Source organism: Mycobacterium sp. RTGN4 (genome assembly GCF_033804635.1).
In the GTDB taxonomy this organism is placed as follows: Bacteria; Actinomycetota; Actinomycetes; order Mycobacteriales; family Mycobacteriaceae; genus Mycobacterium.
The window spans coordinates 220,967-242,786 of sequence record NZ_JAPZLB010000006.1 but is presented as its reverse complement, the minus strand read 5'-3'; the positions used below and the strand labels follow the sequence as shown (position 1 = coordinate 242,786).

General features: G+C 66.4%; 24 protein-coding genes. 12 read left to right on the top strand and 12 right to left on the bottom strand.

Annotation, left to right across the window (positions count from 1 at the left end; translation table 11 throughout):
- Nucleotides 1-34 precede the first annotated feature (34 nt).
- Both SLQ30_RS15275 and SLQ30_RS15270 read right to left on the bottom strand, forming a co-directional pair.
- On the bottom strand, nucleotides 35-1,084 hold the full coding sequence (locus SLQ30_RS15275; protein ID WP_319448387.1) for an NAD-dependent epimerase/dehydratase family protein: 1,050 nt from the start codon (nucleotides 1,082-1,084) through the stop codon (nucleotides 35-37).
- Nucleotides 1,081-1,599, bottom strand: coding sequence for a nuclear transport factor 2 family protein (locus SLQ30_RS15270; protein WP_319448386.1), 519 nt, complete (start codon nucleotides 1,597-1,599; stop codon nucleotides 1,081-1,083). Before SLQ30_RS15270 ends, SLQ30_RS15275 begins: the two co-directional genes overlap by 4 nt.
- A gap of 168 nt (nucleotides 1,600-1,767) precedes the next feature.
- On the opposite strand from SLQ30_RS15270, the gene msrB reads away from it, so the two are divergent.
- Together msrB and msrA are read left to right on the top strand one after the other, a co-directional pair.
- Nucleotides 1,768-2,229: a peptide-methionine (R)-S-oxide reductase MsrB gene (gene msrB / locus SLQ30_RS15265; protein ID WP_319448385.1), complete on the top strand. Its 462-nt coding sequence runs from the start codon at nucleotides 1,768-1,770 to the stop codon at nucleotides 2,227-2,229.
- Nucleotides 2,226-2,735: a peptide-methionine (S)-S-oxide reductase MsrA gene (msrA, locus tag SLQ30_RS15260; protein ID WP_319448384.1), complete on the top strand. Its 510-nt coding sequence runs from the start codon at nucleotides 2,226-2,228 to the stop codon at nucleotides 2,733-2,735. Before msrB ends, msrA begins: the two co-directional genes overlap by 4 nt.
- Here the strand turns inward: msrA and SLQ30_RS15255 are convergent.
- Nucleotides 2,732-4,099, bottom strand: a complete 1,368-nt coding sequence (locus SLQ30_RS15255) for a cytochrome P450 (protein ID WP_319448383.1) — start codon at nucleotides 4,097-4,099, stop codon at nucleotides 2,732-2,734. The genes msrA and SLQ30_RS15255 overlap by 4 nt on opposite strands.
- A gap of 101 nt (nucleotides 4,100-4,200) precedes the next feature.
- Here SLQ30_RS15255 and SLQ30_RS15250 point away from each other — a divergent pair, with 101 nt between their 5' ends.
- A complete protein-coding gene (locus SLQ30_RS15250) occupies nucleotides 4,201-4,812 on the top strand; it encodes a helix-turn-helix domain-containing protein (protein WP_319448382.1) in 612 nt (203 codons plus the stop codon).
- On the opposite strand, the gene SLQ30_RS15245 is transcribed toward SLQ30_RS15250, so the two are convergent.
- Nucleotides 4,809-5,378, bottom strand: a complete 570-nt coding sequence (locus SLQ30_RS15245) for a TetR family transcriptional regulator (RefSeq protein ID WP_319448381.1) — start codon at nucleotides 5,376-5,378, stop codon at nucleotides 4,809-4,811. The genes SLQ30_RS15250 and SLQ30_RS15245 overlap by 4 nt on opposite strands.
- A 53-nt stretch (nucleotides 5,379-5,431) precedes the next feature.
- Between SLQ30_RS15245 and SLQ30_RS15240 the strand changes: the two genes are divergently transcribed.
- The gene (locus SLQ30_RS15240; RefSeq protein ID WP_319448380.1) at nucleotides 5,432-6,100 is read left to right on the top strand and encodes a class I SAM-dependent methyltransferase; all 669 of its coding nucleotides are present in this window, start codon (nucleotides 5,432-5,434) and stop codon (nucleotides 6,098-6,100) included.
- 6 nt (nucleotides 6,101-6,106) lie between these two features.
- On the opposite strand, the gene SLQ30_RS15235 is transcribed toward SLQ30_RS15240, so the two are convergent.
- The 6 genes from SLQ30_RS15235 to SLQ30_RS15210 all read right to left on the bottom strand — a co-directional run bounded on the left by SLQ30_RS15235 (nucleotide 6,107) and on the right by SLQ30_RS15210 (nucleotide 10,647).
- A complete protein-coding gene (locus tag SLQ30_RS15235; RefSeq protein WP_319448379.1) occupies nucleotides 6,107-7,180 on the bottom strand; it encodes a prenyltransferase in 1,074 nt (357 codons plus the stop codon).
- Nucleotides 7,173-7,898 (bottom strand): class I SAM-dependent methyltransferase, encoded by a 726-nt coding sequence (locus SLQ30_RS15230; RefSeq protein ID WP_319448378.1) that lies wholly within the window; start codon nucleotides 7,896-7,898, stop codon nucleotides 7,173-7,175. The genes SLQ30_RS15235 and SLQ30_RS15230 overlap by 8 nt, the downstream gene beginning before the upstream one ends.
- Nucleotides 7,892-9,127, bottom strand: a complete 1,236-nt coding sequence (locus tag SLQ30_RS15225) for a glycosyltransferase family 4 protein (protein ID WP_319448377.1) — start codon at nucleotides 9,125-9,127, stop codon at nucleotides 7,892-7,894. Before SLQ30_RS15225 ends, SLQ30_RS15230 begins: the two co-directional genes overlap by 7 nt.
- 195 nt (nucleotides 9,128-9,322) lie before the next feature.
- Entirely contained in the window at nucleotides 9,323-9,778 is a 456-nt protein-coding gene (locus SLQ30_RS15220) for a PPOX class F420-dependent oxidoreductase (protein WP_319448376.1), read from the bottom strand.
- Nucleotides 9,779-9,788: 10 nt separating this feature from the next.
- Complete coding sequence (locus SLQ30_RS15215) at nucleotides 9,789-10,091, bottom strand: hypothetical protein (RefSeq protein ID WP_319448375.1); 303 nt, start codon at nucleotides 10,089-10,091, stop codon at nucleotides 9,789-9,791.
- Between the two features lie 7 nt (nucleotides 10,092-10,098).
- Nucleotides 10,099-10,647, bottom strand: coding sequence for a hypothetical protein (locus SLQ30_RS15210; RefSeq protein WP_319448374.1), 549 nt, complete (start codon nucleotides 10,645-10,647; stop codon nucleotides 10,099-10,101).
- Between the two features lie 60 nt (nucleotides 10,648-10,707).
- Between SLQ30_RS15210 and SLQ30_RS15205 the strand changes: the two genes are divergently transcribed.
- The 6 genes from SLQ30_RS15205 to SLQ30_RS15180 all read left to right on the top strand — a co-directional run bounded on the left by SLQ30_RS15205 (nucleotide 10,708) and on the right by SLQ30_RS15180 (nucleotide 16,227).
- Nucleotides 10,708-10,920 carry a TOBE domain-containing protein gene (locus SLQ30_RS15205; RefSeq protein WP_319448373.1) on the top strand — a complete coding sequence of 71 codons (213 nt, stop codon included), beginning with the start codon at nucleotides 10,708-10,710 and terminating at the stop codon, nucleotides 10,918-10,920.
- A 56-nt stretch (nucleotides 10,921-10,976) separates the two neighbouring features.
- The gene (locus tag SLQ30_RS15200; protein ID WP_319448372.1) at nucleotides 10,977-12,356 is read left to right on the top strand and encodes an acyl-CoA dehydrogenase family protein; all 1,380 of its coding nucleotides are present in this window, start codon (nucleotides 10,977-10,979) and stop codon (nucleotides 12,354-12,356) included.
- 118 nt (nucleotides 12,357-12,474) lie between these two features.
- Entirely contained in the window at nucleotides 12,475-14,298 is a 1,824-nt protein-coding gene (locus tag SLQ30_RS15195; protein WP_319448371.1) for a hypothetical protein, read from the top strand.
- The gene (locus SLQ30_RS15190; protein ID WP_319448370.1) at nucleotides 14,295-14,483 is read left to right on the top strand and encodes a hypothetical protein; all 189 of its coding nucleotides are present in this window, start codon (nucleotides 14,295-14,297) and stop codon (nucleotides 14,481-14,483) included. Before SLQ30_RS15195 ends, SLQ30_RS15190 begins: the two co-directional genes overlap by 4 nt.
- Nucleotides 14,480-14,899, top strand: a complete 420-nt coding sequence (locus SLQ30_RS15185; protein WP_413468041.1) for a hypothetical protein — start codon at nucleotides 14,480-14,482, stop codon at nucleotides 14,897-14,899. Before SLQ30_RS15190 ends, SLQ30_RS15185 begins: the two co-directional genes overlap by 4 nt.
- Entirely contained in the window at nucleotides 14,896-16,227 is a 1,332-nt protein-coding gene (locus tag SLQ30_RS15180; protein ID WP_319448369.1) for a hypothetical protein, read from the top strand. Before SLQ30_RS15185 ends, SLQ30_RS15180 begins: the two co-directional genes overlap by 4 nt.
- Here SLQ30_RS15180 and SLQ30_RS15175 read toward each other — a convergent pair.
- Nucleotides 16,224-17,852, bottom strand: a complete 1,629-nt coding sequence (locus SLQ30_RS15175) for a virulence factor Mce family protein (RefSeq protein WP_319448368.1) — start codon at nucleotides 17,850-17,852, stop codon at nucleotides 16,224-16,226. The two genes, SLQ30_RS15180 and SLQ30_RS15175, sit on opposite strands and share 4 nt — an antisense overlap.
- A gap of 217 nt (nucleotides 17,853-18,069) precedes the next feature.
- Between SLQ30_RS15175 and SLQ30_RS15170 the strand changes: the two genes are divergently transcribed.
- Entirely contained in the window at nucleotides 18,070-18,618 is a 549-nt protein-coding gene (locus SLQ30_RS15170; RefSeq protein WP_319448367.1) for an isochorismatase family protein, read from the top strand.
- 59 nt (nucleotides 18,619-18,677) lie between these two features.
- Here SLQ30_RS15170 and SLQ30_RS15165 read toward each other — a convergent pair whose 3' ends face one another.
- The gene (locus SLQ30_RS15165) at nucleotides 18,678-19,529 is read right to left on the bottom strand and encodes an enoyl-CoA hydratase/isomerase family protein (protein WP_319448366.1); all 852 of its coding nucleotides are present in this window, start codon (nucleotides 19,527-19,529) and stop codon (nucleotides 18,678-18,680) included.
- A gap of 126 nt (nucleotides 19,530-19,655) precedes the next feature.
- On the opposite strand from SLQ30_RS15165, the gene glgX reads away from it, so the two are divergent.
- A complete protein-coding gene (gene glgX, locus SLQ30_RS15160; protein WP_413468054.1) occupies nucleotides 19,656-21,818 on the top strand; it encodes a glycogen debranching protein GlgX in 2,163 nt (720 codons plus the stop codon).
- Nucleotides 21,819-21,820: the final 2 nt, after the last annotated feature.

The following is a 21,820-nucleotide window of genomic DNA, read 5'->3' as shown; positions in this document are numbered from 1 at the left end:
CACGCCAGCCGTCTGAACGACGCCAGCGCGTCGTTCAGCCCGCCTGCTTGCTCCTTCGCTTGGCGGCCCGCAGCCCGACCCAGAACCTGGCGGCCTCGCGGATGGACTCCTCAACAGGCCTTGGCTGCCAACCGAGTTCACGCCGGGCCTTGCTGCAGTCGACCGGCGCCTCCGCGCGCATGAGCCGCAGCGAGCCAATCGACAACTGCTCGTCGGTGCCCTTGAGTCGGGCCTTGACGCTGCCAAGGGTCGCCATCGCCCACGACGTCATCAGCGGAACGGACTTGGTCGGCGTCGGCACGCCTGCCGCCTCGGCCGCGATGCGGACGACCTCGGCATTGCTGATCATCTTGTCCGAGATCAGGTAGCGCTCACCGACCTCGCCCCGTTCCGCGGCCAAGATCAGCGCGCGGGCAGCGTCGTCGATGCCGACGGCCTCGAGCTCGATGTCCTTCATCACGAACGGAAGCTTCCCGAAGGCCGCCCCCGCGATGATCGCCCCGTGCGGGGTACGGCCCCAATCGCCGCTGCCATAGGTCGTCGACACGCACATCGCGACGGCAGGCAGGCCGTGGTCGTACGCGTACTGCATGACCAGCTTTTCGGCCTGCACCCGCGAACGCACGTACGGCGTCAGCCCGCGGTCGCGGATGACATCGTCCTCGGTGGCGACGAACCCACGCTTGCGGCCGACGGTGACGTAACTGCTGGTGAAGATGAAGCGGTGCAGCCCAGCAGTACCTGGGGCAGGAGCGGAGCGACCCGGGGAGAACTCGAGCGCGATCTTGAGCACGTTGCGGGTGCCTTCGACGTTGGTCCGAAACAGCGGCGCCGGATCCTTGAGCCAGCCCCTGGTGTCGACGACGCAGTAGTAGACGTCGTCGCAGCCGTACATCGCCGCACGCAGCACGTCGTCGTTCCAAATGTCGCCGACGAACCGCGTCACCTTGAGGTCGTCGATGCCGATGGTGTTGGCACCTTCGCGCACCATCACCCGGACGTCGTGGCCGTCGTTGACGAGTTGACGGGCGACGTGTGAGCCGAGGTAGCCGTTGGCACCGATCACCAACTTGGGTGCGTTCACTTGGCCGAACCCATCTGACTACTCGTCTGCTTCATCCACGCCGCGGCCTCGTCGGGCAGGGTGCCCAGTTGCCCGGCCTTCTTGCACCATTTCATCGCCGCGGACACGAAGCGTAGCGGGTTGTAGATGTCCTCTTGGCGGCACCACAGTCCGTCGCCCGCGTACGTCACTATCGAAATGTTCGTGGCGCTGATGATGGTGCCGTCGCCGGGGTCGCGCATCGGGTTGTCGAGTTCGCAGATCACCCGGCCCGTCGCTTCGTCGTAGACCTTCCAGAGCGCCGGGAACGCCGTCATGTAGCTGCCGGGAAAGGTCTCCATGGTCTGCCAGATCCAGGGCCGAACCTGCTCGCGACCGCGCATCGTGCCCGCCGCGTGTTCGACGTACACGATGTCGTCGGAGTACTGGTCGACCCATGGATCCCAGTTTCTGGTCTGCGCCGCATCGTCGACCGTCTGCTCGAACTTCTCGAACGCCGCCACCAATTCGTCACGACTGAAAGTGCTGCCCGTCACATCCAGAACTAGAACACGTTCTACCTCGGTTTGTCGAGCACGCGCCCATCGGCGATCGGCAATTCTGACCAAACCATGACGACGGACCATTACCCGCGAAACCAGCCGTAACGAGGAACTATCCGAACCCCACTTGAGGTTGTAGAAGTGCCAACCCTAGGAGGATCAGTGGCAACGGAGTATCACAAGAACCCGACCGCCGTCGACGCGCTGTCGCCCGAGCAGTACCACGTCACACAGGAGAGCGGCACCGAGCGCGCGTTCACCGGCGAGTACTGGGACAACCACGAACCGGGCCTGTATGTCGACGTGGTTTCCGGTGAGCCGTTGTTCGCCTCTGTCGACAAGTTCGAGAGCGGCTCCGGCTGGCCGAGCTTCACCAAGCCCGTTGATTCCGACAACGTTGTCGAGAAGCGCGACTTCAGCCACCTCATGTTGCGCACCGAAGTTCGCTCGACACACGGCGACAGCCATCTCGGACACCTGTTCAAGGACGGTCCGCGCGCCGAGGGAGGGTTGCGCTACTGCATCAACTCGGCTTCGCTGAAGTTCATCCACCTCGACGACCTCGAAGCGCAGGGGTACGGCGAGTACAAGAAACTCTTCATTCAGGAGGACGCACAGGCATGAGTGAGAATCAGAAGGCGATCCTGGCCGGCGGCTGCTTCTGGGGCATGCAGGACCTGATCCGCAGGCAGCCCGGGGTGGTGTCGACGCGCGTCGGCTACACCGGCGGCGAGAACAAGCACGCCACCTACCGCAACCACCCCGGTCACGCCGAGGCCATCGAAATCGTCTACGACCCAACGCAAACCGACTTCCGCAACCTGCTGGAGTTCTTCTTCCAGGTCCACGACCCGACCACGAAGAACCGTCAGGGCAACGACGTCGGCAGCAGCTACCGGTCGGCGATCTTCTACGTCGACGACGAGCAGAAGCGGGTTGCCTTGGACACCATCGCCGACGTGGACGCTTCGGGGTTGTGGCCAGGACGGGTCGTTACCGAGGTGACGCCTGCCGGCGAATTCTGGGAGGCCGAGCCGGAGCATCAGGACTACCTGCTGAAGTACCCCAACGGGTACACCTGTCATTTCCCGCGGGCCGGCTGGAAGCTGCCGAAGCGGGCCGAGGTCTAGGCCAGCGGAATGGGCCGGCGGCGCATCACCACGCGACCGCCGGCCTTCGGCGTGTAGGCCACCCCGCGCGAGTGGATCTTCTCGTCGGGGGCATCGGTGGGTTCGATCACGAAGTGGCGCAGCACGGTTCGCAACACGACGTCCATTTCTACGTTGGCGAACACCGCTCCGACGCAGCGCCGGGTACCGCCTCCGAACGGAATGAACGACGCCGACGGCCGATACCCGATGAACCGCTGCGGGTCGAAGCGGTCCGGATCCGCGAATTCGTCAGTCCGCCCATGCATCTGGTTGATCGCGACGGTTATCGAATAGCCCTTCGGGATAACCCACTCGCCGAGTTCGAACGTCGGCGCGTACACGTGGCGGCCGGCGAAGTCGATGACGGTGCGCACGCGCTGTATCTCGAGGATGGCGGCCTGGCGGTACTCGTTGCCATCGGTCGCCGCCTCGGCCTCCAGCTTCGCAAGTACCTCGGGGTGCCGGGTGGTGCGTTCGAACGCCCACGCGAGCGTGGATGCGGTGGTCTCGTGGCCCGCGGCGAGCAGCGTCAGCAGTTCGTCTGCGATGTCGCGGCGGGACATTGCCGAGCCGTCCTCGTAGGTGCTCCGCAGCAACAGCGCGAGCACGTCGTCGCGCTGTTCGAAGTTGGGGTCGGCCTTCACTGCGTCGATGAGCCGGTCGATGACGGCGTCGTAGTCACGCCGGTATCGGGCCAGTCGGCCCCATGGGCTGAACCGACCGTACGAGTGGGACGGCGACGGCAGTACGGCCAGCCGGGAGCCCAGGGTCACCCACGGCGGGATGATGCGCCGCAGCTCGTCGAGTTGTTCGCCGTCGGCGCCGAACACCGCCCGCAGGATGGCGTTGAGCGTGATCCGCATCATCGGTTCGAGCGTTTCGAATTGCTGGCCCTGCGGCCAAGACGCGGCCTCGCGCAGCGTCTCCTCCTCGAAGATTCGTTCGTAATTCTTGATGCTCTTGCCATGGAACGGCGGGGTCAGCAGCCGACGGCGGCGCTTGTGGTCGGGTCCGTCGAGCGCAAAGACCGAGCCCGGTCCGAGGACGCGACTCAGGTTGGGCTGGATGTTTCCGACATCGTCGGGATTGGCGGTGAAGAGTTGCTTGGCCAGCTGCGGATTGGCGACCACGACGGCCCGACCGAACACCGGCAGGGTCATGGTGAAGACGTCGCCGTACCGCCGTACCAGCCGCTCGACGGTCCACGTCCTCGAGACGGCATACGCCAAGCCCTGCAGGAACTTGGGCGCCTTCGGACCAGGCGGCAAGTTGATTGGCTGGCTTGACGTTTCGGGTGTGTCCGACCCAATTGCCTGCGCTTCGGCGATAGTGGCTTCTGTCATGGCACGCTCCCCAGCCGTAGTGCGGTACCGCGGTGTACCACAGGTTAGTACGGTACGGTACCGGTTGGTACCGCAAATGCGCAAGGGTTGGAGGTGAACGCATGACGACCACGCTGAACGACCCCGCACACGCGGGCTCGGCGGCCGAGGCCTTTCGAGGCAGGCTGCTCGATGGGCTTGCACAATCCATCGTCGAACGTGGCTACCGCGACACCACCGTCGCCGACGTCGTCCGGCACGCCAAGACCAGCAAGCGCACCTTCTATGACCACTTCGCCACCAAGGAGGAGTGCTTCATCGAGCTCCTTCGCACCAACAACGAACAGATGATCGCGAGCATCCTCGCCGCGGTCGACCTCGAGGCAGCCCCGTTCGGTCAGGTCGACGCCGCGCTCACCGCCTACATCGATCACATCGCGGCCCGGCCCGCCATTACGCTGAGTTGGATTCGCGAGGCACCGGCACTCGGCGAAGCCGCCAGGGCGTTGCATCGGCTCGCGATGGACCACCTGACCGACATGCTGGTCGGAATCAGCGTCAGCCCCGGGTTCGAACGCGCTGGGCTGCAACCGGTTTCGCGAGAGTTGGCGCTCATACTGCTCGGCGGACTGCGGGAGCTCACGGCCTCCTACGTCGAGGACGGACGCGACGTTCGCGGCATCGCCGACGCGTCCGTGGCGGCCACTCGCGCCTTGCTCGGGCTGGACGTCTAGCTCAGCATCAGCCGCGCCGACTTCTCCAGTCGACGCGCGATGTCCTCGTATGAGGCGTAGCCCATGCCCGCTCTCACCAGTGCCCCCGAATAGAGCATCTCCAGCGATTCGATGACGTCCGGGTCGGTGTCGGGTCCGAGCGCGGCGAGGAGCCGTTCGTGGATGTCGAGGCCTATGCGCTGCCGCAGCACCTCGACGTCGGGGTCGCGGCCGAGCAGGGCGTTGGTGACGGCGCCTGCGAACTCGGGCTCGTCGGCCACCAGCAAGGCGATGTGGCTCAAGACGTCGATCACCCGGGTGGCTCGGTCGTCGGATTCATGGCCCGCCGGTGGCGCAGCCGCCAGCCGCCGCCAGAAGACCTCCGCGACCAGATGTTCCTTCGACGAGAAGTACGTGTAGGCCGTGGCCGCCCCAACGCCCGCTTCGGCGGCCACCCGGCGCACGGTCAGCCCGCAGAAACCCTCGCGATTGAGAAGCTCGAGTGCGGCCCTACCGAGGCGATCGACGGTGTCGGCCTGCTTGGCGGTCAGTCGGCGCCGAGTCGACTCCAAAGCCGGATCGGACACGTGTCTGGACGCTACTACAACAGCGCATGAGCGGCAACGGTAAGTTAGCCCGCATGAGCGTTGCCGATACTGCCCTACCGCCGCCCGCCGCGCGCCTCTTCACCCTGGCCGAGCAAGTAATCGGATTCATGCCCGCCGACGAGGGTCGCGCACTGTACGACGCGGCGGTCCGGTATCTGGGCGACGGCACCGGCGTCGAGATCGGCACCTACTGCGGCAAGTCGACGGTCCTACTCGGCGCGGCCGCCCAGCAGACCGGCGGCGTCGTCTACACCGTCGACCACCACCACGGCTCGGAAGAACACCAACCCGGCTGGGAGTACCACGACACGTCCATGGTCGACCCGGTCACCGGCCTCTTCGACACGTTGCCGACGCTAAGGCACACCCTCGACGCGGCGGGGTTGGACGAACACGTCGTCGCCGTGGTCGGCAAGTCGGTCGTCGTCGCGCGGTCTTGGCGAACTCCGTTGCAGTTCTTGTTCATTGACGGTGGACACACCGAAGAGGCGGCGCAGCGCGACTACGCCGGCTGGGCGAAGTGGGTGGCCGTCGGTGGCGGGCTCGTCATCCACGACGTGTTCCCCAACCCCGACGAGGGCGGCCAGGCGCCGTTCCACATCTACCAGCGCGCGTTGGATTCGGGCGAGTTCCGCGAGGTCAGCGCGACGGGCACGTTGCGGGTATTGGAGCGCGTCGCGCCCCGCCGAACGGCGGAGTAGCGGGCGTTAGAAGGTGTCGGCGCAGGCGCAGTCGACCTCGAACTCGCCCTCGAGTCCGCGTGGCAGGTCGGCGCCGCGGAAGATGCCGCTCGCCGGCGTCGTCGACGAAAGTGCGTCCGCCGCAAGGATCATCGCGGCGCCCGTCCACGTGGTGCGCTCCTCGGGCCACCGCTTGCCGTCTGCGAATACCAGTCCGGTCCAGTAGGAACCGTCCCGCTCGCGCAGGTGGTGCATGGCCGCGAACTGCTCGTGTGCCCGCTTCGTGTCACCGATGGCGTCGAGCGCCATGACCAGCTCACACGTCTCCGCACCGGTCACCCATGGCCGGTGATCGACGCAGCGGATGCCTAGGCCCGGTACCACGAAGTCGTCCCAGCGTGCCTCGATGCGCGCCGTGGCGGCCGCGCCACGCAGCGCACCCCCGAGCACCGGGTAATACCACTCCATCGCGTGATCGTCCTTGGCCAGGAACGCTTCTGGGTGCTCGGTGATGGCATGGCCGAGTTGCCCGACGGCGACTTCCCACTCCGGCTGCGACTCGTCAACGTAGTTCGCGAGCGCCAACGCACACCGGATACTGTGGTAAATGCTTGCGCTCCCCGTGAGCAGCGCCTGCTGGATGATGTCTGATTCGCTTCTGCCCCAGGACATCTCGCCGCCACTGAGCTGCATCGTCAAGACGAAGTCGATGGCTCTGCTGACGACGGGCCACATGGTCTCGGCGAAGCCGCGGTCACCGGTGACGAGCACGTGGTGCCACACGCCGGTCGCTATGTATGCGCAGAAGTTGCTGTCGCTGTTGGCATCCTCGACGACGCCGTTACGGAATTGAATCGGCCAAGAGCCGTCCGCGCGCTGGGTAGCCCGGCACCAGTCGAAGCCCGCCCTGGCCTGCTCCCACAGTCCGCCGACGGTCAGCGCCATCGCGTTCTCGACGTGATCCCACGGATCGGTGTGCCCACCGGTGAACCACGGCAACGCACCCGACGACTCTTGTTCGGCAGCAATTGCTTCCGCCGTTTGCCTGCACTGCGCGGGGGTCAGTACGCCAGGCACGCCGGGCAGTTCTGGCCTAAGCAACGTGCACCGCCGGCTTCGTGAAGTACAGCGCGACGCTCTTTCCGATGAGCGGATTCAGTACCGCTTCCGCACTTCGGGTCAGCCACGGCTGCGACATCATGTCCCACACCAGCAGCTTGTGGTACGCCGCGACGGCAGGATGATTCGGCTTCTCCACGCCCACTGCGCATTTCAGCCACCAGAACGGTGCGTGCAGGGCGTGCGCGTGATGGGTGTGGTCGTACTGCAGCCCGTGCGCGACGATCTTGTCGTGTAACTCGTTGGCGCGGTAGATCCGGATGTGACCACCCTCGTTGGCGTGGTACTCGTCGGACAGCATCCAACAGACCTTCTCCGGCAGCCAGCGCGGCACCGTAACGGCCAGCCGGCCGCCGGGCCGCAAGACTCGGACGAGCTCCGCGATGGCGCGGTCGTCGGCGGGCACGTGCTCGAGGATCTCCGAGGCGATCACGCAGTCGAATGAGCCGTCCTCGTAGGGCAGGTCCAGCGCGTCGCCCTTGACCGCCTCCGCCTTTGCCGATCCGGGCGCCTCACCCTGGTCCTGCATGGCCTGCAGGATGGCGTCGACGTCGTTCAGGTCCTCGGCACTCTGGTCGAAGGCGACCACGTCCGCTCCGCGCCGAAAGGCCTCGAACGAATGCCTGCCCGCACCGCAGCCCACGTCGATCACCGACGTGCCCGCGCGGACGCCTAGCCGGTCGAAGTCGACGGTCAGCATGTCTTGGCCTCCATCATGGCCCGCTCGTACACCGAAATGGTTTGGGCCGCCACCGATTCCCAGCTGAAGACATCGACGGCACGCCGACGTCCGGCCGCGCCGAGCCGACGCAGTTCCAGCGGCGAGTCGAGCAGTTCGCCCATCACACGGGTCAGGTCGTCGACGTCGCCGGGATTGACCAGCCGCGCGCACTCTCCGTCGGGGCCGACCACCTCGGGCAGTGCGCCCGCACGGCTGGCGACGATGGGCGTTCCGCTGGCCATCGCCTCCACCGCGGGCAGCGAGAAGCCTTCGTAAAGCGAAGGGATACAGGCCATCTCGGCCGACGAGAGCAGCGCAGCAAGCTCGGCGTCGGTCACCCCACTGGAACTGTGCACGATGTCGGAGATGCCCAACTCGGCGATCAACTTCTCGGTTGGCCCGTTGGGTTCCAGCTTCGCGACGAGTTGGAGCTCGAGGTCGCGTTCCACGCGGAGCCTGGCGACCGCGTGCAGCAGGTGGCTGACGCCCTTGAGCGGGACGTCGGCACTTGCGATCGCGATGATGCGGTTACGCACCCGGTGCTCGGCAGGAGTGAACAGTTCGGTGTCGACACCCAACGGGACCACCTGCAGTTGGCTTGGCGATACTCCGAAGTCCTCGGCGATGTCGGCGGCCGACGTCGACGACACGGTGAGCAGTTCCGGAATGCGCCGGGCTACCTGCTTCTGCATCTCCGCGAAGCCATACCACCTGCGTACCAACGGCTTTCGCCACCACTTGGCGGCCGCGACGTCGAGCACCTTGTCGCGGGTGATGGGATGGTGCACCGTCGCGACGACGGGTAGTCCGAGCGCCGCGATCGTCAACAACCCGGTGCCGAGGCTCTGGTTGTCGTGCACGACGTCGAAGTCGTCGAGGCGGTCTGCGAGTAGCCGCGCCACGCGAAGGCAGAACGTCTTGGGCTCTGGGAAGCCGGCCGTCCACGTCGCCAGCAACTCGAGCACGTCGATGCGGTCGTGGAGTTCGCTTGGTCGCGGGATCCGGAACGGATCGGGTTCGCGGTACAGGTCGAGGCTGGGCACTTTGGTGAGCCGAACCCGCGGGTCGAGACCTTCGGGGTAGGGCTGGCCGGAGAACACCTCGACGTCGTGACCAAGCTCGACGAGGCCCCGGCTGAGGTGGCGGACGTACACGCCCTGCCCACCACAATGCGTCTTGCTTCGGTACGACAGCAGAGCAATGCGCATGGTCAGTTCACCGCCGACGAGCGCTTGCGCGAGGAGTCAACCGCCGCGGCCAGAGTCTGGCCACTACGCCAGAGTCGGAAAAAATGGGCTCTGGACATGTGTCCAGACTATAGTTTGACGAGCTATCCTCCGCAACGCGGCCGATTTACTCTGACTACCACGAGCGCCCTGGTGACGCCTCCCCGAGCCTCGCGGCTAGGTCGGAGGGAACCCACCTGTTGCGACCGGACCCCACCGCGTCGGGGTGACCCTGATCAGGCACTTTCCCTGATCGACCATGGCTTGGCGGTACTCGTCCCAGTCGGGATGTTCACCCGCGATGGCCCGGTAGTAGTCGACGAGGGGCTCGACGGCTTCGGGCAGCGCGATGACTTCGGCGTCGCCGTCGACCTGCACGTACGGCCCGTTGAATTCTTCCGACAGCACGGTCACGCTCGCCCGTGGCGTGCGGCGGACGTTGGCCGACTTGGCCCGCTGCGGGTAGGTGGCGATCACGATCCGGCCGGCCTCGTCGACGCCGCCGCTGACCGGCGAACTCTGCAGGGAGCCGTCGGCCCGGAACGTGGTGAGCACCATGCGGTGGCGGGGCCGCACGAACTCGAGGAGTTCGGGAAGTGCGACGGCGTCCGCGGTCGCCAACTTGCGGGCCATGGCTCCCACATTAACGACGCCGCAGCGTCCACGCCGGAATCCAGTGCGTCACCGAACGCCGTTGCGTGCCATAGGCGACCTCGTACGTCACCCAACCCCACCAGAAGCCCTGCTCGCACATGCCCCAACAGCTGAGTCTGCCCTCGACGACGGTGTGCATCTGCAGTCCGGCGGGGTGGTAGCCGCCCGCCCGGTGCGGTTCCCGCGGGAAGACGGCCATCAGATCGACGAGCACGTCGACAGGCGGATCGACGCGGCGGAACGCCCGCGGCACCGGCTGGCCGTGGTATCCGATCGACTGGAGCTCACCCACCTATCGATCATATGTTCGAATAGGGCGCCTTTGGGAGCACGAACGCAAACGGCCGCGGAAACCCCATATTGGCCAGCGTGGCACCGCGTATCGCAGCGAGTTCGACCACCCGCACCTGTCCGGAGGACGGCTCGTAGCAGCGCACACCTTCAGGCGCGCGCTCGACGATCAGCACCCAGTGCCGCGGGATGTGATTGCCGACCAGCATGCCGACGGGCCAGTGCGCATCGACCGCCGCCAGTACGTCCGCCAGCTGGTCGCGGCGCCCCGACAGCCCTCGGCACCACCGCCAGCGATACCGCACGCCGTAGCGCGCGCTGTGCGCGCTGATGGCCCGGGCCACGCCCATCGGCGTCGTGCCCAGCCGCTGCGGCCAGACCCGGTTGACGACGTCGTGCACGCGCCCCTGCTCGCCTGCGAACCACGCCCGCCCGACGGTCCCGTGCGTGAGCTTCCCGCGGTACGCCGGATCGAGCAGCGCGCCCGCGACCACGGCGACGGCGGGGCCGCACGTCACCCCGTCGCGCTGCGTCAGGTGCATCCCCGCGAGCTTCATCGTGTCCAGGCTAAGCCGATCGTCGCTGTTGCCGGTGCCGATCCGCCTACGCTTTCCGCCATGCGCCTCTCCACCCGAAACCAGCTCACCGGCACCATCACCGAGGTCACGCCAGGCACCGTGATGGCGACCGTGAAGGTCCGCCTCGACGGCGGCGACCAGATCGTCACCGCGTCGATCACCAAGGACGCGGCGGAGGAGCTCGGGCTCGCGGTCGGCCAGCCCGCCACGGTGCTGATCAAGTCGACCGAGGTATCCATCGGGGTCGAGTAACGACCCGGACATGTGGGTATTGGTGAACACATGTCTACCGAAGCCGGTCTGCGGCGATGAGCTTCGACCTCACCCCGACCATCGCGCAGCACGAGCTGGCCCGACGTACCCACGAGTTCGCCGAACAGGTGATACGGCCCGTCGCCGCCGACTACGACGCACGCCAGGAGTTCCCGTGGCCGGTGCTCGAGGAGGCCGCTACCCGAGGGTTCTACAGCCCGCTGTTCTACCGCGACCTCATCGGCGACCCGACGGGCCTTTCGCTGCCGACGTTCATGGAGGAACTGTTCTGGGGGTGCGCGGGCATCGGGTTGGCGATCGTCATGCCCGCACTGGCGCTGTCCGCGATCGGACAGGCAGCGACACCCGAGCAGATGCTGGAGTGGGCGCCGGAATGCTTCGGCAGTCCCGGCGACCTCAAACTGGCCGCGCTGGCAATCTCCGAACCCGAGGGCGGCAGCGACGTCCGTAACCTGCGCACCACCGCGCGCCGCGATGGTGACGACTGGATCATCGACGGCCACAAGATGTGGATCGGCAACGGAGGCATCGCCAACGTCCACGTCGTGAACGCCGTCGTCGACCAGGAGCTTGGCCACCGCGGGCAGGCGCTGTTCGTCGTCCCTGGCGGCACCCCCGGACTGGATCTGGTGCGCAAGCTCGACAAGCTGGGCTGCCGCGCCTCCCACACCGCCGAGCTGAAGTTCTCTCGTGTCCGCATTCCCGGCGCCAACCTGCTCGGCGGTCAGGACAAACTCGAGCACAAGCTGGCCAAGGCCCGCGAGGGCGCCAAGCGCTCGGGCTCGGCGACGTTGGGCACCTTCGAACAGACCAGGCCGATGGTCGCGGCGCAGGCCCTCGGAATAGCAAGGGCCGCACTCGAATATGTCACGGAGTACGCCAACCGCCGGGAGGCGTTCGGCGCACCGATCATCGACAACCAGGGCATCGGCTTCCCGCTGGCCGACCTGGCCACCAGGATCGACGCGGCGCGATTGCTCACCTGGCGGGCATCGTGGATGGCCGCCACCGGGGTGCCGTTCGAACGCGGCGAGGGCTCGATGTGCAAGCTCGCCGCCAGCGAAGTCGCCGTCGCCACCACCGAGCGCGCCGTCCAGACCATGGGCGGGTACGGCTACATCAAGGACCACCCCGTCGAGAAGTGGTACCGGGATGCCAAGTTGTACACCATCTTCGAGGGCACCAGCGAGATCCAGCGCATCGTCATCGCGAATGCGCTCGGCGCCGCCGACGGCAAGCCGCCCATGCACGTCGACCTCGAACCGACGGGCGGCCCGCTCAATGCACTGTTCGGCCGCGGCACCCCTGCGCGCACGCGACTCGGCGACGCCGCGCTGGGTGTGCGGGACCGAGTGCCCCGGCCCGTCATGAACTTGGCGATGAAGGTACTGCGGCCACCGAAGAAGAAGGGCTGAGCAATACGAAGAGTGGTTTTCACGGAACGGGTAAAGCGGTACCTCTGGTCACACATACAGCGTTCTGGCAACATTACCGACGAGTAGGTTTGGGTCGGTCCGGCACGACGAGGTGGGGATGACGATGAGCATTGTTGCGCAGGGCACCGAAGGCGGCGGCGCCGCGCTGGATCAAGTCATCGGCATGTCGATCGTGGCGGCGATCATCTCCGCCGGGCTGCTATGGATCGGCTACCTGCACCGGGCCCGCAAGATCACCTGGCTACACAATCTCGGAGAGTGGGCGGGCCGCAAGTTCCACCGTCCGTCATGGGTCGCGTTGCCGATCGCGTTGTTCATCACGACCATCATCACCGCGCTGTTCGGCTTCATCTGGGACGTCAGCCTGCACATCGGAAAGGGTCGCGACCCGGGTCCGCTGGCCAACCCCGCGCACTACTTCATCCTGTTCGGTTTGTTCGTGCTCTTCGTCGCGGGCTGCTTGGCGTGCATCCTGCCGTATGACAAGCCCGGGCCTGCCGCGGTGCGCATCACCCGCAACTGGTACGCGCCGGTGGGCGGCCTGCTGATGGCCGGCTGTGGGCTGTACGCGCTGATCGGCTTTCCGCTCGACGACATCTGGCACCGAATCTTCGGTCAGGACGTCACGCTGTGGGGCCCGACCCACCTCATGATGATCGGCGGCGCAGGCTTCTCCACGCTGACCGCACTCTTCTTGGAACACGAGGGCCGGCGCGCGGCCGGGGACGACGCCCCCAAGGATGGGCTGGGCATCAAGTTCATCCAGTACCTGGCCTTCGGCGGGCTCATCATCGGCATGTCGGTGTTCCAGATCGAGTTCGACTTCGGGGTGATGCAGTTCCGACAGGTGTTCGAGCCCATGCTGATTGCCTCGGCCGCTTCACTCGGTCTGGTTGCGGCCCGCGTCATGCTGGGCCGGGGCGCCGCGATCATCGCCGCGCTGCTGGCGATCGTCTTGCGCGGCGTGGTCGCGCTCATCGTCGGACCCGCGCTCGGCGGCCCCATCAACTGGTTCGCGCTCTACCTGGGCCCGGCGCTCGTCATCGAACTCCTGGCCCTGACCCCACTGATCAAGCGGCCCATGGTGTTCGGCGCGGTCGGCGGCATCGGCATCGCGACCGTCGGGCTGTGGCTGGAGTCGTTGTGGATCGACGCGGTGTACGACTATCCGTGGCCGGCCAGCCTCTGGCCCGAGGCCCTCGCGATGGCGATACCCGCCGCCGCACTGATCGGTGCGTGCGGCGCGATGGTGGGCATGGTGCTCACCAGTCAGCAGTTGCCGCGCCGCGCGATCAGCGTCGGCATCGTCGTACTCGCGGTGCTCGCGATCGGCGGCGCGACGGCCAACGGGCTGCGGTACGAGGTGCCGGGGCACGCGACCGCCACGATCGCGCTGACGGATGCGCCGAGCATCGGCGACCAGCGGATGGCCACCGCCGACATCCGCATCAATCCGCCCGACCTCGTCAGCGCAGACCCGAACTGGGTCTCGGTCCTGGGTTGGCAAGGCGGACTGGCCAACCAGCGCGGCATCTTCGTCGACAAGCTGGAGAAGGTCGGCCCCGGCCACTACCGCTCGACCAAGCCGATGCCGGTGTCGGGAAAGTGGAAGACCCTGCTGCGCGTGCACGACGGACGGGTGCTCACCGCAGTGCCGATCTATCTGCAGGGCGACCCGGGGATCGGCGCCAAGGAGGTGCCTGCCGAGGCGCAGATGACCCGTCCGTTCGTCGGAGAGGCCACCATCCTGCAGCGTGAGCGCAACCCGGACATCCCACAGGCGCTGTGGCTCGTCGGCTGCCTCGTGGTGCTGGTCTGCACGCTGATTCTCATCGGCGGGCTGTCGTGGGGCGCGGGCCGGCTGAACAAGGCCGAGCAGACCGGAAGCAAGCCCGAATTGCAGCCGTCAGCGCAGACATGACGGGTCAGGTGCTGGCAGATCACACGCTGCTGCTCGCCATCCCGGCGTTCATCCCGGCGGTGGTCGTCGTCGGCGTGGTGATCTTCGTGGCGATGCGCGACCGGCGCAAGCCCGACGACGGCGACTCGGAAGCCGGCGCTCAAATTGAGCAGTCCGCGTCCGCCGACGATGATGGGTCACCGTGAAGATCTCCCCCATCATGCCCACGCTTGCCGCCGTCGCCCTGATCACCGCGGGCTGCGGCGGATCGACCAACTCGAACACCACTAGCGGGACCAATGCCGCGCCCTCGTCAACCGCGGCGCCCGCATTCACCGACCAGCAGAAGCCGCCCGCCCGGTTGGTGATCGAGGTGACCATCAAGGGTGGCGAAGTCACGCCGACAAACGCGCAGGTGAAGAGCGGTGTCGGCGAGCCGATCGTCGTCAAGGTCAACAGCGACGCCGCCGACCAGTTGCACGTTCACTCCAACCCGGAGCACACGTTCAACGTCGAGCCGAAGCCGAACCAGTCGTTCCAGTTCACCGTCGCCGTGCCAGGCCAGGTCGACGTCGAGCTCCACGAACTGAACAAGACCGTCGCGACCATCACGGTGCAGTGACGACGGGTCGGTCGATACTTGCCCACGGCCTGGGCGGATCGAACGACCTTCCGATCCCGTACACCTACGCGCTGATCGGCGCGGCGTGGGCGCTGACGTTCACGTTCGCCGTCGTCGCGCTGGCGTGGCGGCGGCCACGGTTCGACGCTGCCAAGCCGGGTCGTCCGCTGCCTCGATGGGTGACTTCGGTCGTCGACGCTCCTGTGACGCGGTGGGGGGTGGCGGTCGCGGCGCTGCTGTTCACGGGTTGGGTGACGGCGGCGGCGGCGTTCGGCCCGCAAAACTCCGAGAACCCACTGCTCGGGGTGTTCTACGTGCTCATGTGGGTTGGGCTGGTTGCGGTCTCGCTGGCCATCGGTCCGGTGTGGCGGGCGATGTCGCCGGTCCGCACGGTCTACCGGCTGCTTCCGTTGTCGCGGCAAGCGCCGCCGAGCACGTATCCGGCGCGCTGGGGGTACTGGCCCGCCGCGCTGGGCTTGTTCGCCTTCGTCTGGTTGGAGTTGGCCAGCCATGACCCGGGTTCGCTTGCTGCGGCGAAGGTTTGGTTGCTGCTGTACCTGGCGGTGACGATGGCTGGGACGATCGTGTTCGGTACCCGCTGGCCAAGCAACGCCGATCCGTTCGAGGTGTACGGGGTGGTGGCCTCCCGGCTGTCACCGATGCGCCGCAACCCCGACGGTCGTATCGCGCTTGGCAACCCGTTCGACCACCTGCCGTCGATGCCGGTGCGTCCGGGCACCCTTGCGGTGTTGGCGGTGCTGCTGGGGTCGACGGCGTTCGACAGCTTCTCGGCGATGCCACAGTGGCGCAACTTCGTTGACGCCCAAGCTGATTCGCTGCCGTTCGGCGCCGTGGCGATCCGTAGCATCGGCCTGTTGGTGTTCGTGGCGGTGGTCGGCACGACGTTCTGGCTGGCCGCGCGGGCCACCGGTGGCGTGACGCGGGAGACCCGGCGGACGCTACCCGGGCTGATGGCGCACTCGCTGATCCCGATCGTCATCGGGTACGTGTTCGCCCACTACCTGACGTATCTGGTCGAACGTGGCCAGCAGACGGTGTTCCGGCTCGCCGACCCGCTGGGACGTGGCTGGAACCTGCTCGGCCTTGGCCACGCCGAAGTGAACTACGCACTGTCCCTTCACCCTTCGGTGCTGGCGACGCTCAAGGTCTGCTTCGTGCTGGGCGGACACGTCGCGGGCGTGATGGCCGCCCACGACCGTGCGCTCCACCTGCTACCCAAGCGTCATCAGCTGACGGGGCAGCTGGCCATGATGCTGGTGATGGTCGGCTATACGTTCACCGGGCTGTATCTGCTCTTCGGTGGCTAACCTGCTCCTGCTTCAGCCGGCAGTGCCGGACCCGCGGCTGCGGGCGCCGGGGGCGGCCCAGCGGCAGGCGCGATGGCGCCAAGTGGATCGCCAGCAATGACACCCGGCGCGGGTATCGGCGGCGGGCCAGGCTGCGGGTACCACGGCGGAGGCAACGGCTGGTTCTCGCTGTAGGCATTCGGCGGCCCAGGCAGCCGGCCGTCGTTGACCCCGAATGCGTACGGCGCATCCGGCGCGACGATGTCAGGGCCACCCATCAACTCCGACAACGACTCCGGGGTCAGCATGTTCTGGGTGAACGGTTGCACGTCCACGCCCTGCATCCCCGGCGCCACCGTCCAACCCGGCTCGTGGTTGCCGTGGGAGAACAACGTGTCACGGGAGAAGATGCCCGGCACCGTGGTGTCCTTGTAGCCCGGCGGCGGCTGCAACCGCTGCTCGGAGTACGCGATCTGCTTGGGCAACGTCATCGCCGCGGTGATCTGATTGAGCCCGAACGGCGGATAGTTGAACTTGGTGGCATCCAGGATCGGCGCCAGATACTGCGCACACATTTCCGCCGAGTCCTGATAACCCAACCGGCTGCCCGCCTGAATTGCACTACACAGGAACTGCATCGGGTTCGCGTAGTTGTTGATGGTTGGCAGACCCACGATTCCACCCGAATTCGGCGACGCGATGTTCATCAGGTTGGCCCCGAGGTTTGGGTACACATGCCAGAAGGTCTCGAGACCGTTGCGCGGCTCGGGTTGCAGGATCGCACTGGTCACGTCGGCGAGGTTGTTGACGTCCTTCGTCAACACCGAACCGTTCTCGTTCAGGAAAGCCCTTGTGGTGGTGAGCAATTGGTTGAGGTCCTGTAGCGCCTTGGAGACCTCGTTGTCGGTGTTGGTGAACGAATTCGTGAACTGCGCCAGGTTGTCGTTCAGCGCCACGAACTGCCGATCGTTCTTATACAGCGCATTGACGAACAGCGCCAAACTCTTGATCACCCCGAAGAAGTCCCCGCGCCCCGAGTTCAGCGTCGTCAACGCCTCCGAGAGCCCGTTGAGCGTCTTGTTGATCTGCTCGCCCTTGCCTTCGAGCCCGTTGGAGAACGACTCGATGACGTCACCGAAGGGACCCTGGGGCTGCTCCTTGGTCGGTCCCAGATCGGTCAGGATGCGGTTGATCGAATCCCGCAATTCGTCGTACTCCACCGGGATCTGCGTGCGGTCCATCGGGATCAGCGCACCGCTTTCCATCACCGGGCCGCCGGTGTAGGGCGGGGCCAGCTGGATGGTGCGCGAGGCGACCAGGCTCGGATTGAGAATCGACGCCGTCGCGTTGGCCGGCACCTTGTACTTCGAGTCGAAGTGAAACTTGACCCGCATCTTGTCGCCGGCCGGTTCGATCGTGTCGATCTGACCGACCTTGACGCCCATGATCTGAACTCTGTCGCCTGGGTACAGCGCCAGCGTCTGCGGGAACTCCGCGGTCACCGTGGTGGTGGTCAGCTTGTTGTACACGTAATAACCCGCGTAGGCGGCGAGCAACGCCAGGACCACGATCAGTGCACCAATGGCCACCGTCGCCTTGGTCAGGGCAGGCATCTTCATGTTGCGCACGTTGAAAATCGTCGACATCTCACGCCCCCCGTCGGAGCTTCGTTACCCGAGGCGTCAGTTATGTCGCAGACGTGCCCCGAACACGTCAACGACCCAAGCTTGAATGATGTTAATCGCTATTCGGCACGATGTTAGCCGCAATTTTTGACGCCTCCGCACATTCCGCAAAACGAGTTCGGGGAGCCGATCGCCTCCGGAGACGTTTGGCCGCGTGCGGATTGGTGATACTTGGCCCATGCGCGCGCTGATCGTCGTTGACGTACAGAAGGACTTCTGCGAGGGCGGCTCGCTGGCCGTCGCCGGTGGCGCCGACGTCGCGCTGGCCATCACCGAGCTGCTGATCGAGCACGACTATGCGCACGTCGTCGCTACGAAGGACTATCACATCGATCCCGGTGACCACTTCTCCGATCACCCCGATTACCAGAGTTCCTGGCCACCGCACTGCGTGGTCGGGACGCCAGGCGTGGACTTCCATCCGGCGTTCAATCCCGTCGTCGTCGAGGCCGTATTCATGAAGGGCCACTACTCCGCGGCCTACAGCGGTTTCGAAGGCACCGACGAGGACGGCACCACGCTGGAGGACTGGTTGCGGGCGCGGGGCGTCGACAGTGTCGACGTGGTCGGTATCGCGACCGACTACTGCGTGAAGGCCACTGCCGCCGACGCGGTCGCCGCGGGCTTCAACACCCGCGTGCTGTTGAACCTCACCGCAGGCGTGGCCCCGACGTCGACCGCGGAGGCCGTCGAGGCCTTGCGCGCCGCGGGCGTCTTAGTCGCCTAGCCCCCCGCGATTTGTGGCGTGTTTCCAGCGGTGGGCACCGGAAATACTCCGCAAATCACTCAAAGCGTGGGGTCGACGGGCCTGCCGGTCCAGCGCGGCGACCGATGCTCGAGGTACGCGCGCACACCCTCCCCCGCGTCCGCGTGGCCCATCACGGCCAGATGAATCTCGGTCTCACGCTTGCCAACTGCGTCGCGGTCCAGCTCGAACGAGTCCCACAGCAGCCGCTTGCTGGCCGCCACCGACATGGGCGCGGTGTTGGCGGCGATGTCGCGCGCCAGCTCCAAAGCGGCGGGCAACACCTCGTCGGCGGGCAACACCCGGCTGCCAAGCCCCAGCGCCACTGCCCGGTTTCCGTCGAACGTGGCTCCGGTGAGGAGCACCTCGGCAGCGTTCGCGATACCGATCAGCCGCGGTAGCACCCAGTGCGAGTAGGCGTCGCCGACGACCCCACGGCGCACCTGCACGACGCCGTACTTGGCGTCGGCCGCGAACAGCCGGATGTCGCACTGCAGCGCAAGCGTCAGCCCCAAGCCCAATGCGTGCCCGTTGATCGCGGCGATCACCGGCTTGCTCAGCGCCCATGCGGGCACGTCGAGCCCCGCCGCGCTGAAGCCCGGCCCAGGCGCCGCGAACGTGGCGTCGCCCGCGCCTAGATCGGCGCCCGCGCAGAACGCCGGCGGGGTGCCGGTCAGCACCACCACCCGCACCGCATCGTCACCGTTCAGCCGGGTGTACGCGTCGGCCAGTTCCTCCCGCATGCCGTCGCCGATCGCGTTGCGCTGACCCGGCCGATCGAGCGTGATAGTGGCCACACCAGCGGCGATGGAGGTTTGCAGCGTGCGGTAAACGGGCAGATCAGCGGGGTTCGTCAACGGGTGTACCTCCAATCCGAGCGGCTCGCCCGCCATGCTCTCGCACCCGGGCGCACCGTATCGTCGCCTTCATCCATAAACCGCACGAACCGATCCTCCAAGCCAGAAGGTGCGTCTTTGACCCCCGCCGCCAGTTCCAAGGAAACCGCATCGCCTGCCGTGATCCCGGTCGCGCAGCCCGACGCACCTCTTAAGGACGCGGTCCTGCGTGAGATCTGGCCCGGCAAGGCTTACCCACTCGGCGCCACCTACGACGGCTCCGGCGGCAACTTCGCGGTGTTCAGCGAGGTGGCCGAATCCGTCGAGCTGTGCCTGTTCGACGCCGACGGCACCGAAACCAAGCTGGCATTGCCCGAGGTGGACGGCTTCGTGTGGCACGGCTTCGTGCCGGACGTCGAGCCGGGCCAGCGCTACGGCTACCGCGTGCACGGCCCCTACGACCCGGCCAATGGGCTGCGGTGCAACCCGAACAAGCTGCTGCTGGACCCGTACGCGAAGGCGATCGACGGCACGTTCCACTGGGATCAGTCGCTGTTCGGCTACGACTTCGGCGATCCCGACAGCCGCAACGATGACGACTCGGCGGCCAGCATGCCCAAGTCGGTGGTCATCAACCCGTTCTTCGACTGGGGCACCGATCGCCCGCCGCAGCACGAGTACGCCGACTCGATCATCTACGAGGCGCACGTCAAGGGTCTGACCGAGACGCATCCCGACATCCCCGAGCGCAGTCGCGGCACCTACGCCGCCATCGCCCATCCCGCGATCATCGAGCACCTCAAGGGGCTCGGGATCACCGCGATCGAGCTGATGCCGGTGCATCACTTCGCCAATGACTCCACGCTTATCGACAAGGGGCTGTCGAACTACTGGGGTTACAACACCATCGGGTTCTTCGCGCCGGACTCCAAGTACGGCTCAAGCCCGACGCCCGGCGGCCAGGTGCAGGAATTCAAGGCCATGGTGCGCGCCCTGCACGAGGCGGACATCGAGGTCATCCTCGACGTGGTCTACAACCACACCGCCGAGGGCAACCACATGGGCCCGACGCTGTCGATGCGCGGTGTCGACAACCCGGCCTACTACCGCCTGGTTGACGATGACAAGCGCTACTACATGGACTACACCGGCACCGGGAACAGCCTGAACGCAGGCCATCCGCACGCGCTGCAGCTGATCATGGACTCGTTGCGGTACTGGGTCACCGAGATGCACGTCGACGGGTTCCGCTTCGACCTGGCGTCCACCCTGGCCCGTGAGTTCTACGACGTCGACAAGCTGTCGACGTTCTTCGAACTCGTTCAGCAGGATCCGACCGTGAGCCAGGTGAAGCTGATCGCCGAGCCGTGGGACGTCGGTCCCGGCGGCTACCAGGTCGGCAACTTCCCGCCGCAGTGGACCGAGTGGAACGGCAAGTACCGCGATACCGTGCGGGACTTCTGGCGCGGCGAACCCGCCACGCTCGATGAGTTCGCGTCCCGCCTCACCGGGTCGGCCGACCTCTACGAACACACCGGGCGCAGGCCCGTCGCGTCCATCAACTTCGTCATCGCCCACGACGGGTTCACGCTGCGCGACCTGGTGTCCTACAACGACAAGCACAACGACGCCAACGGCGAGGGCAACAACGACGGCGAGAGCCACAATCGGTCGTGGAACTGTGGGGTGGAGGGGCCGACGGACGACCCCGAGATCCTGGCGCTGCGCGCCCAGCAGGAGCGGAACTTCATCACCACCACCCTGCTGAGCCAGGGCGTGCCGATGATCTGCCACGGCGACGAACTCGGCCGCACCCAGGGCGGCAACAACAACGGCTACTGCCAGGACAACGCGACCACCTGGATCGACTGGTCCAAGGCCGACGCGGCGCTGATCGAGTTCACCCAGTCGGTCGCCGCGCTGCGGGCCGCGCATCCGATCTTCCGCAGGCGCCGGTTCTTCGACGGGCTGCCGGTGCGCATCCGCGGTTCGGAACGGCTGCCCGACATCTCGTGGTTCGGCCCCGACGGTTCGGAGATGAGCGACGAGGACTGGGGCTCTGGCTTCGGCAAGTCGATCACCGTCTACCTCAATGGCCAGGGCATCCCGGATCTCGATCCGCGGGGTCAGCGCGTCACCGACGACTCGTTCGTGCTGTGCTTCAACGCGCACTTCGAACCGATCGACTTCACGCTTCCGCCAAAGGAATTCGGCCCGGCGTGGCAACCCGTGATCTACACCGTCGACGGCGCTGTGATTGAGGGCTCGAAGCCGGTGGCGGCAGGTGCTGCACTGACGGTGGAAGCCCGATCGGTCATCGTGCTGCAGGCGGCCGAAACCGAGTAGGC

Bases quoted from the DNA above. Each gene is read 5' to 3' on its own strand.
- SLQ30_RS15220 (WP_319448376.1), bottom strand. From the start codon at position 9,778: ATGGCCCGCAAGTTGGCGACCGCGGACGCCGTCGCACTTCCCGAACTC.
- SLQ30_RS15225 (WP_319448377.1), bottom strand. From the start codon at position 9,127: ATGCGCATTGCTCTGCTGTCGTACCGAAGCAAGACGCATTGTGGTGGG.
- SLQ30_RS15165 (WP_319448366.1), bottom strand. From the start codon at position 19,529: ATGGCGGGCGAGCCGCTCGGATTGGAGGTACACCCGTTGACGAACCCC.
- SLQ30_RS15200 (WP_319448372.1), top strand. From the start codon at position 10,977: ATGAGCTTCGACCTCACCCCGACCATCGCGCAGCACGAGCTGGCCCGA.
- SLQ30_RS15210 (WP_319448374.1), bottom strand. From the start codon at position 10,647: ATGAAGCTCGCGGGGATGCACCTGACGCAGCGCGACGGGGTGACGTGC.
- msrA (WP_319448384.1), top strand. From the start codon at position 2,226: ATGAGTGAGAATCAGAAGGCGATCCTGGCCGGCGGCTGCTTCTGGGGC.
- SLQ30_RS15170 (WP_319448367.1), top strand. From the start codon at position 18,070: ATGCGCGCGCTGATCGTCGTTGACGTACAGAAGGACTTCTGCGAGGGC.
- SLQ30_RS15195 (WP_319448371.1), top strand. From the start codon at position 12,475: ATGACGATGAGCATTGTTGCGCAGGGCACCGAAGGCGGCGGCGCCGCG.
- SLQ30_RS15190 (WP_319448370.1), top strand. From the start codon at position 14,295: ATGACGGGTCAGGTGCTGGCAGATCACACGCTGCTGCTCGCCATCCCG.
- SLQ30_RS15255 (WP_319448383.1), bottom strand. From the start codon at position 4,099: ATGACAGAAGCCACTATCGCCGAAGCGCAGGCAATTGGGTCGGACACA.
- SLQ30_RS15240 (WP_319448380.1), top strand. From the start codon at position 5,432: ATGAGCGTTGCCGATACTGCCCTACCGCCGCCCGCCGCGCGCCTCTTC.
- SLQ30_RS15250 (WP_319448382.1), top strand. From the start codon at position 4,201: ATGACGACCACGCTGAACGACCCCGCACACGCGGGCTCGGCGGCCGAG.
- SLQ30_RS15205 (WP_319448373.1), top strand. From the start codon at position 10,708: ATGCGCCTCTCCACCCGAAACCAGCTCACCGGCACCATCACCGAGGTC.
- SLQ30_RS15230 (WP_319448378.1), bottom strand. From the start codon at position 7,898: ATGCTGACCGTCGACTTCGACCGGCTAGGCGTCCGCGCGGGCACGTCG.
- SLQ30_RS15175 (WP_319448368.1), bottom strand. From the start codon at position 17,852: ATGTCGACGATTTTCAACGTGCGCAACATGAAGATGCCTGCCCTGACC.